Consider the following 11,558-nt stretch of genomic DNA (forward strand, 5'->3'; position numbering starts at 1 on the left):
ATGGTGGTGGGAGAAGGATTCGAACCTTCGAAGTCTGTGACGGCAGATTTACAGTCTGCTCCCTTTGGCCGCTTGGGTATCCCACCAGATTTTGAATTGCTGTGTTCGTTGACAGCGGGCGGCATCATATCAAATGAGGCGCCCCTGTAAAGTATTAATTTTTAAAATTTGTTTGAATGCTGTTTTTTTGCGCTCAGTGCATAGTTAAACAGCAGATATTTGTGTTACAGGATAATAGTCCGGTTTCCGTAAACAAAAACGCGTTGAGCTAATACCCAATAAAGTGCATGACTGAGTACATTTTTTTCTACATCTCGGCCTGCTCGCATCATGTCGTCAGCAGTAAAGGTATGGTCAACATTAATGACGTTTTGCGTAATAATTGGGCCTTCATCAAGATTGTCATTAACAAAGTGCGCTGTTGCACCAATAATTTTAACGCCCCGTTCATATGCTTGGTGGTATGGACGGGCACCAATGAAAGCAGGTAAAAATGAATGATGGATATTAATAATTTGGTTTGGATAATGCTGTACAAACGCAGGCGTTAATACACGCATATATTTAGCAAGAACAACATAATCAGGTTGATACTGGTCGATTTGTGCTGTCATTTTTTCATCATGCTGCTCGCGTGTCAGGCCTTCATGGCTAATATGATGAAAAGGAATGCCAAATTGTTCGACTAAATGTTTGAGGGTATCATGATTACCGATAACGGCAGCGATTTCGACATCTAAGCCATCATAAGTACTTTTCATTAGAAGGTCACCTAAGCAATGTGCTTCTTTGGTTACCATTATCACGATACGGCGGCGGCCTGATGAATTTAATTCACGTTTAGAGCCTGCTGGGAGTGCATCATCAAGATCTGCAAGCAAAGTTTCATCGTTAAATATTCCTTCGAGTTCGGTTCTCATAAAAAAACGACCCGTACGATGATCAACAAATTCATTATTTTGCACGATATTCAATTGGTGTTTGTAACAAATATTGGTGATTTTTGCGATAAGTCCTTTCGCATCAGGGCAAATAGTGCGAAGGATCTTTTTTTGTACATTTTTTTGTTGCATGGGGCTGTCTAATCCTTAACTGACAATGCCTATACTGATACTCGTCACACTTCAAGTTGCAGCACTTTTCATTGAGGTATGGTGACTACGCTTATTCACAGGCTGCGTAGTTACACCTTGAATTATAGAGTATAGCGCGCATCAAACAGTGATTTGAATGATATCAATGTATAGGTAATCAATATACTGTGCATTTCCGTTATCATGGGTAAAACATAACCATTAATCATTGTTACAGCATTTTTTAAATTTATTGCCGGAACCACATGGACATAGATCATTACGGCTTGTTTTAGGGGTAATGCCATCTATGTAATACCAACGTTTTTCTATGCGAAGAAAACGGGAACGCTCATGAATAAGCTGCTTATGATCGGCTTTTTCATCAATAAAGCAAGTTGAAAATTGCACATAGCCTTCATCGGGATTTTTAGCATAAGAAGAACTAATAACACGAAGTGGTAACCATTTGGTTTGAGTAAAACTTTGTAGAATATCATTTCGCCATTCATTTGCGTGACACTCAGGGTGCCATGTGGCAATAAGGTAATCGGCATCATGTACTACATAGGCGGTATAACGGGAACGCATTAGCTGCTCAGGCGTTTCAGGAATAGCTTGATTGTCGAGATAAGGTTGACAGCAGTGGCTGAAAGGTACTTGATTACCACAAAAACAGGGAGTTTCTTGATGATGATCCATCTTTTTCTCTATAAAAATAAATATAAGGTATAAAAATAACTATACTTTAAAAATGAAAGTACAATGATTTTGTCATATGAATAATAGTATTGGTAGCAAATAACCGATTACAGCAAGAAGTAGGTTACTTATGAAAAATAAAAAGATACTCATAGTTGAAGATGAAAAAATTTTTCGTTCAATCTTAGAAGGGTACTTAGAGGCACAGGGAATGCAAGTTTATGTGGCGGATAATGGTGAAAATGCGTTAGACCGACTCATTACAGAACACTTAACACCTGATGTCATTTTGTGTGATCTCAACATGCCCGTTATGAATGGTGAATCCTTTATGGCTGAATTGGTGGCAAGAAACATTGAGATCCCAGTTATTGTTATTTCTGCAACTACCGACTTTACACAGTTAGATCGTATGTTGAGGTTGGGGGCAAAAGATGCCTTACTTAAACCTATTAAAAATTTAGATGAGTTAAAGGGAACTATCTACGCTAATCTTTACCCTGAACAGCACAATGCGGACATTGTGAGTCATATCCAGAACAAAGATATTTCATCTTTTGTTGGTGAAGATAATCACGATATCACACCGGTATTAAAACAATTGCAACCTCCAGTTAATCAGGTGATCAATGGTTATCGAATCAACTATCGTCAGTTGAATGAAGTTAATCGTTTCGGCTTACTTCTTGATTTAGCACCAATATCAGAGACACAGATTGGGTTTTATTGTCTTGATATAGAGCGTTCACCACAAGAAGGGATTATGGCGGCTTTTTTGATCCGTGTCGTGTTTAATGATTTACTAAAAAATGCCGTTAATTTTCCAGATAAAAAATTACCCAATATTGATAAAATTATTAACCAGATAAATTATTTATTAGAAGATTCTGGTTTTAGTGGCCAATTTCCCATTTTGCTTGGCTACTTTAATACACGGAATAAAGCGATTATATTAGCGAGTGCAGGCTTGGAAGCGGAGGTTGCGACCGAAAATGCACAATATAGTTTATCCCGTAGTGTACCGCTTGGAACATTGAAACATCAGCCTTCAAATCATCTGGATGTTCGAGGCAATTTTTGGCAATGCCGTATTTGGAATGGACATCAAAACATTAAGTTAATGTTTAATCCTGAAACTTAAGTTTTGTTTAAATTTACCCCATTAAATTGCATTAATAGCCTTAATTAAGCCATTGTACTATTTATCGATAAATTATTCCTGCTATACTTCCCCGCACTAAAAACGCACCTTTATTAATGTTTACTCTATATACGGATTAGGTGCCTAGGAGAATTCTGGAGTTATGACTAAAATGGCAAATAAAAAGGTACGCAAAGCGGTTATTCCTGTTGCAGGTTTAGGAACGCGTATGCTTCCTGCAACTAAAGCTATTCCGAAAGAAATGCTACCACTGGTGGATAAGCCACTAATCCAGTATGTCGTTAATGAGTGTATTGCGGCTGGGATTAATGAAATCGTCTTAGTGACCCACTCATCAAAAAACTCAATTGAGAACCACTTTGATACCAGTTTTGAACTCGAAGCAATCTTAGAAGCTCGTGTTAAACGTCAATTACTGGATGAGGTGCAATCTATTTGTCCAAGCCATGTAACAATCATGCAAACACGTCAAGGGATTGCTAAAGGGTTAGGGCATGCTATTTTATGCGCAAAGCCTCTGGTTGGTAATGAGCCATTTGCGGTAATTTTACCTGATGTTATTTTAGATCGTTATAGTACCGATTTAACAAAATTTAATTTGAGTGAAATGCTTGAGCATTTTGAAGAGACTGGGGCGAGTCAAATACTTGTAGAACCTGTTCCAGAAGATGACGTTTCAAATTACGGTATTGTTGACTGTAATGGTGATACATTATTACCTGGTGAGAGTAAACCTATCTTACGTATGGTTGAAAAGCCTAAAAAAGAAGAAGCGCCATCAAATCTTTCTATTGTTGGTCGTTATGTATTATCTGAAAAAATTTGGGATGCATTAGCAAAAACAGCACCAGGTGCTGGCGATGAAATTCAATTAACAGACGCTATTGCCATTATGATGGAAAATAATGAGTCAGTAGAAGCCTATCACCTACGTGGTAAGAGCCATGATTGTGGTAACAAATTAGGCTACATGAAAGCATTTGTCGAATATGGTTTACAGCACGATACATTAGGTAAGGATTTTTCTGAATGGATTGCTAATTTATCGACAAAATTAAGTAAGCCTACTAATTCCAAGTAAAGTGATTTTTTCTTGTGGTAGTTAATAAAAGCTGACTTTTGAAGTTGGCTTTTTTTTTAACATTTGGGTGTCTTTAAATGTTGTTTAGTGACTAATGTAAATTATAGCTTGATATTATTTACATATTTATCTATGAAATAGGTTGTTTTTTTATAGCTAAAACATACATTAATTATGCAATCAGGCACTTGAGAACCTAATGTGAAATTACATAACTTTACTTTTTTTAATTAGATTAAAAACAAATTATGATAGATGAATTGGCATCTAAAGTAATATCTTCGCGTGTTGACGAGTATGAAATATTTGGTCATAGACCTATTTAATGAGTGAAATATTAATTATTCAATGAGTAATAGCTAGGCTAAAATGGTGGATAAAAAAAACACCCTATATAAGGGTGTTTTATGAATAAGTATAAGGTTCTTAGATTAAGAAATCGTCTAAAGATTTACCTTGTTCTTCAATGGCCAATTTGATAACTGCTGGGGTACGACCCTGACCAGTCCAAGTTTTAGTTTCGCCATTTTCATCAACATATTTATATTTAGCAGGACGTGCAGCACGTTTAGCACGAGTGCCAGTGCCTTTACCTGAATCCATAGTTTGTAGCAGCTCGTTTAGATCAACGCCTTGTTCCAGAATCATTTCACGAACTTTTTCCAGTTTACGGGTACGTTCTTCTTGTTCTGCACGAACTAGGCTTTCTTCTTCACGACGTTCTTCAACAACGACAGTTAATTTTTCCAGCATTTCTTCTAGTGATTCTAAAGCAATTTCTCTTGCTTGAGCTCGAAGAGTACGGATGTTATTTAATGCTTTTAAAGATTCGCTCATTTTCCTGGTCTCAAATTTAATTGTTGGCCTGTGTACACTAATAATAGAATGCTATTTTATTTTCTGCAATAGCTAATTTACACTATTAGTTTAAAAGTTATCTTTACCAAAAGCAATTTTTTTACAAAAGAAATATTAACTTTTAACTGATATATATATACCAGTATTATCAATATCCAAACTAATGAAAAAAACAGATTCAATTAGCATCAATTTTACGGGTTTAATTCGGTATGCCTAGTGGTAAACAGTAGGGTGTTATTAGCAGAAAAGTATCAAATAAGAGAGTCTAAACGTAAATTTTCTTTTTTTGATACAGCTAATTAGCTATATGTTTGAAGTAATAAAGCTATATTTTGTAAAAGATAATCGGTTATTTCACCCGTTATAGGAGCGAAAGCAGCAGAGTATCGGTATAAAATCTTATTGTTCTATAGTGGTCAGCGTTATTACTTTCATCATTTTAAGTGTCAACTGATGATGATTGTTAATCTAATAACATGTTTTATGGTAAAATTATCCTGTTTATTAATTTAGAGGAACTAGGCTGATGGCTCAGCTATATTTTTACTATTCAGCAATGAATGCAGGAAAATCGACGTCTTTGCTACAATCTTCTTATAACTATAATGAGCGTGGTATGCGTACGTTGATCTTTACGGCGGAAATCGATAATCGCTTTGCGCTGGGTAAGGTTTCATCGCGAATTGGTTTATCTGCGGAAGCGCTTTTATTTTCGCCTATAACAAATATGGCAGAGATCATTAAAAGTGAGAATTGCACACAAAAAGTACATTGTGTTTTAATTGATGAGTGTCAATTTTTAACGAAACAGCAAGTTGAGCAACTCTGCGATATTGTGGATAACTTGGATATACCGGTTTTATGTTATGGGTTAAGAACTGACTTTTTGGGCGAATTGTTTATTGGTAGCCAATATTTATTAGCTTGGGCTGATAAATTAGTTGAATTAAAAACGGTATGTTATTGCGGCCGTAAGGCAAATAAAGTGTTAAGAGTTGGGAGTGATGGTATTCCTATGTATGAAGGTGCACAGGTTGATATAGGGGGTAATGAAAAATATATCTCTGTTTGCCGTAAGCATCATACAGAAGCAATTGAACAAGCAAAACTCATGAATGAGGGTGTGATACCTAAAAAACCAATTAACTTTAACTAATTGAGTTGAATGATTAATCTTAAATTATTTAACAATTATTCGTATGGGATTAAGTGTTTTTTAAACCAAAATAAAAGGCACTGAGCTAATCAGTGCCTTTTATATTATTACTGACCGGTCCTAAATAAAGTTGACACTTTTCCAATCTAAAATTGGAGAGTGTAATGAAACCAATAGGTAAACGAACTCAACGTGATTATTCTCTTGCCTTTAAACTGGCGGTTGTTGACCAAGTAGAAAAAGGCGAGCTCACCTATAAACAAGCTCAATATCGATATGGCATACAGGGGCGTTCAACTGTTTTGGTTTGGTTACGTAAGCATGGTAGATTAGATTGGTCGGAAGGTACGCCCAATACTCTTTATAAAGGTGCTGCTATGAACCAAACCTCGGAGCAACAAACACCTGAACAACGCATTAAAGCCCTTGAAAAAGAGCTTGAGGAGATGCAGCTCAAAGCTGATTTTTTTGAGGCGGTTGTCAAAGTGATGGATAGGGATTTTGGAGTTCGCCTCTCAAAAAAGCGCAAAGCCGAGTTATTAAGGAAAAAACGGTTGAAAAACTCACCGTAACCAAAGCTTGTCGTTTTATGAAAATCACTCGGCAAGCCTATTACAAACGTCAAGATACGTCTGATAAGCGGAAAAAATTAGATGCAATTATTGTTTGTGCTGTGAAATCTGAGCGAACAGTTCACCCTAGGCTTGGGGTGAGAAAATTACACTTTCTTTTGAAACAAAAACAATTAATTATTGGTCGTGACCGATTATTTTCTTTGTTGAGAGAACATCGCTTATTAGTGCCTAATAAGCGGTCATATCATCGAACAACATTGAGTCATCATCGATTTCATCGACATCCAAATTTAATTAAATCAGGGTTTATCCCTTCACAACCGGAGCAACTGTGGGTTGCTGATATTACGTATTTATCCACACACGAAGGAGATACTTATTTAAGTCTGATCACCGATGCTTATTCGCGAAAAATAGTGGGTTATCATCTTGATGACAATATGAAAACAAAAGCCGTCAAGAAATCATTTGTACAAGCATTAAAAAAACGAAGTTCAACCACGACCTTGATCCATCATTCAGATCGAGGCTTACAATACTGTTCGTCGGAATATCAGGAAATCCATAAAAAACATAATATTCAATGTTCTATGACGGATGGCTATGACTGTTATCAAAATGCATTAGCAGAGCGAGTCAATGGGATATTAAAAATGGAATATTTGTTAATAAAGCCGAGAAATTTAGAACAGGCTAGGAGGTTGGTTGAAGAATCAATACAGATTTATAATGAAAGGCGACCTCATTTATCATTAAACTATAAAACGCCCGATGAGGTTCATCGAGCATTTTATACCTGAAAAGTTGTCAACCTATATCAGGACTAGTCATACTTAATTATTTCTTTGTGCTTTTTTTCTCGGCTTTTGCTGTAGCCAGTGCTGCTATAGTTTGTTCGCTAAACTCGCGGCCATAATAAGAATCTAACAACAGTTGTTTGAGCTCTGATATTAATGGGTAGCGAGGGTTAGCACCAGTACATTGGTCATCAAATGCGTCTTCAGAAAGCTTATCGACATGAGCTAAGAAATCCGCTTCAGGTACACCCGTTTCACGTATTGATTTAGGAATACCTAAATCTGCTTTTATTTCTTCAAGCCAAGCTAATAATTTTTCAATTTTTACATCAGTGCGATCACCGGCTTTAGTCAAACCTAGGTGGTCAGCAACTTCTGCATAGCGACGACGAGCTTGTGGGCGATCATATTGGCTAAAGGCTGTTTGTTTAGTTGGATTATCGTTAGCGTTATAACGGATAACATTACTAATCAATAGGGCGTTTGCTAAACCATGTGGAATATGGAACTCAGAACCAAGTTTATGCGCCATTGAGTGGCATACACCTAAAAATGCGTTAGCAAATGCAATACCTGCAATTGTTGCCGCGTTATGAACTCGTTCCCTTGCTACTGGGTTTTTAGCGCCTTCATGGTAACTTGCTGGTAAGTACTCTTTTAATAGATTGAGTGCTTGCAATGCTTGCCCATCGGAATATTCGTTTGCAAGAACAGAAACATAAGCTTCTAAAGCGTGGGTAACCGCATCCAAACCACCAAAAGCAGTCAATGATTTAGGCATATGCATCACCAAGTTAGCATCGACAATCGCCATATTTGGGGTTAGTGCGTAGTCAGCTAATGGGTATTTTTGGCCCGTTTTATCATCTGTCACAACAGCAAATGGCGTCACTTCAGAACCCGTACCCGATGTTGTAGTAATAGCGACTAATTTAGCCTTCACACCCATTTTAGGGAAACGATGGATACGTTTACGAATATCCATAAAGCGGAGTGCAAGTTCTTCAAAGTGGGTTTCAGGGTGCTCATACATCACCCACATGATTTTTGCTGCGTCCATAGGTGAACCACCACCTAATGCAATAATAACATCAGGTTTGAAGGCATTCATTTGTGCGGCACCTTTACGCACTACGCTGAGTGTTGGATCTGCTTCAACTTCAAAGAACACATCCGTTTCTATATGGTGTTGTTTTAGAACGTTGATGACTTCATCAACATAGCCATTATTGAATAAATAGCCATCCGTGACAATAAATGCACGTTTTGCACCGTCAGTCGCAATTTCTTCAAGTGCAATTGGAAGACAACCACGGCGGAAATAAATGGAGTTAGGAAGTTTATGCCATAACATATTTTCAGCTCTTTTCGCCACAGTCTTAGTATTGATTAAATGTTTTGGTCCTACGTTTTCTGAGATTGAGTTACCACCCCAAGAACCACAACCTAATGTGAGAGAAGGCGCTAATTTAAAGTTATATAAATCACCGATACCACCTTGTGAAGCTGGGGTATTGATTAAGATACGTGCTGTTTTCATTTTCACGCCGAAGTAGTTAACGCGAGCTGTCTGATTATCTTGATCTGTATATAAACAAGAGGTATGACCAATACCACCCATTTCAACCAGCAGTTCAGCTTTTTCTACGGCTTCTTCAAAGTTTTTAGCGCGATACATCGCCAGTAACGGGGACAGTTTTTCATGAGCAAATGGCTCAGAGTCGTCGATAACTTTGACTTCACCGATCAGGATCTTAGTCGTTTCAGGTACAGAAATTCCGGCCATTTCAGCAATTTTATATGCCGGTTGCCCAACAATAGCAGCATTGAGACTGCCATTTTTCAAAATAACTTCTTGAACTGCTTTTAACTCTTTGCCTTGCAGAATATAGCCACCATGGCTAGAAAAACGCTCGCGTACTTGGTTATAAATTTCATCTACCACAACGACCGATTGTTCAGAAGCACAGATCACACCGTTGTCGAATGTTTTTGACATTAGAATTGAAGCGACAGCACGTTTGATGTCAGCCGTTTCATCAATAACAACCGGTGTATTACCTGCACCAACACCAATTGCTGGTTTACCTGAACTGTAGGCAGCTTTTACCATGCCAGGCCCACCTGTTGCCAAGATCAAATTAATGTCATCGTGATGCATAAGAGCATTGGATAACTCAACGGAAGGGGCATCAATCCAGCCAATAATATCTTTTGGTGCACCCGCTTCAATCGCTGCTTTTAATACAATCTCAGCGGCTTTGTTGGTTGCATTTTTTGCGCGAGGGTGTGGGGAAAAAATGATCGCATTACGCGTTTTTAAACTAATTAGTGATTTAAAAATAGCGGTTGAAGTTGGGTTGGTTGTTGGCACAATACCACAGATAATACCGATAGGTTCAGCGATAGTAATTGTGCCAAACGTTGGGTCTTCAGAAAGCACACCACAGGTTTTTTCATCTTTATAGGCATTGTAGATATATTCAGAAGCAAAGTGGTTTTTAATCACTTTATCTTCCACAATACCCATTCCTGATTCTTCAACGGCAAGCTTGGCTAGAGGGATACGAGCATCTGCTGCGGCAAGCGCTGCGGCGCGGAAAATACGGTCAACTTGCTCCTGAGAGAAGTTAGCAAATTCACGCTGAGCTTTTTTGACACGAGCAACGAGGTCATTGAGTTCGGTAACATTAGTTACTGACATAGAGATTACTCCTGATAAATGTTAAACTTTTTAAGCCAATGAGCAGTGCATCCGAAACAACACAACAAAATTTAGTAGATAATTATAGTTTATATTTATTATTCTATTCTGTTTATCCGCTTATTGGCTTAAAAAGCTTTAAAATCAATGCGAAAAACTTATTTCCCTTAAATCAACTCTCTCTATCAGTTAAGAATAGATTAACATTATTTAGGTTTATTGATGTGATCTAAATCACAAAAACCCAAAGCTGACTCCTTTCAGCAAGCCAAATTTGGCTTTTATTCCTGATTATCTAAAATTGACCTAACACTAAACTATTTTATTAATCGTTTAGATAAAAAACACTTTTAAAGTAAATTTGGCTTAAGTGAACAGATTTAATAAGTAAAATAGTGTCTAGTGAAATGTATTTCCTGTATTTAATGATAAACTATAATAGTCGCACTAAAAATAATTCGAGGCACAACTAAATGGTTAGTGCTAGAGCTTTATGGCTATTAAAATATGGCGATTAGCGTGAATAGATAGTGTTGTCATTCATCGCCAAGTGGTGTTTTGAAGAATGGCGAGTGTGTATTTTGCTTCTCAAATGAGATCCTTGATTAAGGTGTGAGTGTGTGGGTGCAGGATTACTTGATTTATCAGGCTATATAAAGTTTTTTATCGGTTTATTTGCGTTAGTAAACCCAGTCGGGATCTTGCCTGTGTTTATTAGTATGACTAATTACCAAAGCAGTGCAGGGCGTAATAAAACAAATACGATAGCAAATACCTCAGTGGCTATCATTTTATGTACATCTTTATTGATCGGTGACTCAATTCTCCAATTATTTGGCATTTCCATTGATTCCTTTCGTATCGCTGGGGGGATATTGATTGTGACTATTGCCATGTCAATGATCAGTGGAAAAATTGGTGAAGATAAACAGAATAAACAAGAAAAAACAGAAACAGCAGTACGAGACAGTATTGGTGTTGTTCCTTTAGCACTGCCTTTGATGGCGGGCCCAGGGGCTATCAGTTCTTGTATTGTTTGGTCATCACGCTGGAATGGTTGGCAGAATTTTGTCGGATTAGCGCTAACCAGTATTGTGTTTGCATTTTGTTGTTGGCTATTGTTCCGTTCGGCATCTTTGCTCGTCCGTTATTTAGGGCAAACAGGGATTAACGTTGTGACACGTATTATGGGATTACTTTTGATGTCCTTGGGAATTGAGTTTATTGTCACAGGCGTTAAAGCGATATTTCCCGGCCTGCTATAACATCTCTCATCATAATATGAATAATTTAATCTAATTAACTATCGCCTAGGTGATGGTTAATTAGAACTATTCTATATTAGTAATAGTATTCCGACTAAACACGACCTACTAAAAAAAATCAGTTTATTTCTTTTCTTATAAATTAAATCAATAAACTAGCAATATAGTTTTAACCGATAATA

The 11,558-nt window shown here is 37.2% G+C and carries 9 protein-coding genes and 1 tRNA gene; 5 read left to right on the top strand and 5 right to left on the bottom strand.

The genetic code is table 11. The features are described 5' to 3' along the window. Position 1: 1 nt before the first annotated feature. From JI723_RS09685 to JI723_RS09695, 3 genes are all read right to left on the bottom strand, one after another. Positions 2-86: transfer RNA gene (locus tag JI723_RS09685), tRNA-Tyr, on the bottom strand. Positions 87-224: 138 nt separating this feature from the next. Further along, a complete protein-coding gene (gene purU / locus JI723_RS09690) occupies positions 225-1,073 on the bottom strand; it encodes a formyltetrahydrofolate deformylase (protein ID WP_070928185.1) in 849 nt (282 codons plus the stop codon). A 222-nt stretch (positions 1,074-1,295) separates the two neighbouring features. Continuing rightward, positions 1,296-1,775 carry a YchJ family protein gene (locus tag JI723_RS09695; RefSeq protein WP_272580096.1) on the bottom strand — a complete coding sequence of 160 codons (480 nt, stop codon included), beginning with the start codon at positions 1,773-1,775 and terminating at the stop codon, positions 1,296-1,298. A gap of 130 nt (positions 1,776-1,905) precedes the next feature. On the opposite strand from JI723_RS09695, the gene rssB reads away from it, so the two are divergent. Together rssB and galU are read left to right on the top strand one after the other, a co-directional pair. Then, positions 1,906-2,916, top strand: coding sequence for a two-component system response regulator RssB (rssB, locus tag JI723_RS09700; RefSeq protein ID WP_283125173.1), 1,011 nt, complete (start codon positions 1,906-1,908; stop codon positions 2,914-2,916). Between the two features lie 172 nt (positions 2,917-3,088). Continuing rightward, positions 3,089-4,018, top strand: a complete 930-nt coding sequence (gene galU / locus JI723_RS09705) for a UTP--glucose-1-phosphate uridylyltransferase GalU (RefSeq protein WP_404826904.1) — start codon at positions 3,089-3,091, stop codon at positions 4,016-4,018. 426 nt (positions 4,019-4,444) lie between these two features. Here the strand turns inward: galU and hns are convergent, their stop codons facing one another. Next, complete coding sequence (hns, locus tag JI723_RS09710) at positions 4,445-4,855, bottom strand: histone-like nucleoid-structuring protein H-NS (RefSeq protein ID WP_070928177.1); 411 nt, start codon at positions 4,853-4,855, stop codon at positions 4,445-4,447. Positions 4,856-5,405: 550 nt separating this feature from the next. Here hns and JI723_RS09715 point away from each other — a divergent pair. After that, positions 5,406-6,035, top strand: coding sequence for a thymidine kinase (locus JI723_RS09715; protein WP_070928175.1), 630 nt, complete (start codon positions 5,406-5,408; stop codon positions 6,033-6,035). 164 nt (positions 6,036-6,199) lie between these two features. Next, positions 6,200-7,410, top strand: a protein-coding gene (locus tag JI723_RS09720) for an IS3 family transposase (RefSeq protein ID WP_319069321.1) whose coding sequence is annotated in 2 segments (ribosomal slippage) — positions 6,200-6,548 and positions 6,548-7,410 — 1,212 coding nt in all. Because the reading frame shifts where the segments join, the coding sequence is not laid out codon by codon here. 37 nt (positions 7,411-7,447) lie between these two features. On the opposite strand, the gene adhE is transcribed toward JI723_RS09720, so the two are convergent. Next, positions 7,448-10,111 carry a bifunctional acetaldehyde-CoA/alcohol dehydrogenase gene (gene adhE / locus JI723_RS09725; RefSeq protein ID WP_319066137.1) on the bottom strand — a complete coding sequence of 888 codons (2,664 nt, stop codon included), beginning with the start codon at positions 10,109-10,111 and terminating at the stop codon, positions 7,448-7,450. 620 nt (positions 10,112-10,731) lie between these two features. Here adhE and JI723_RS09730 point away from each other — a divergent pair. Further along, positions 10,732-11,376: a YchE family NAAT transporter gene (locus JI723_RS09730; protein ID WP_070928169.1), complete on the top strand. Its 645-nt coding sequence runs from the start codon at positions 10,732-10,734 to the stop codon at positions 11,374-11,376. The last annotated feature ends 182 nt before the right edge of the window (positions 11,377-11,558 follow it).

The sequence above is a fragment of the Providencia manganoxydans genome (assembly GCF_016618195.1).
GTDB classification, from domain to species: Bacteria; Pseudomonadota; Gammaproteobacteria; order Enterobacterales; family Enterobacteriaceae; genus Providencia; species Providencia manganoxydans.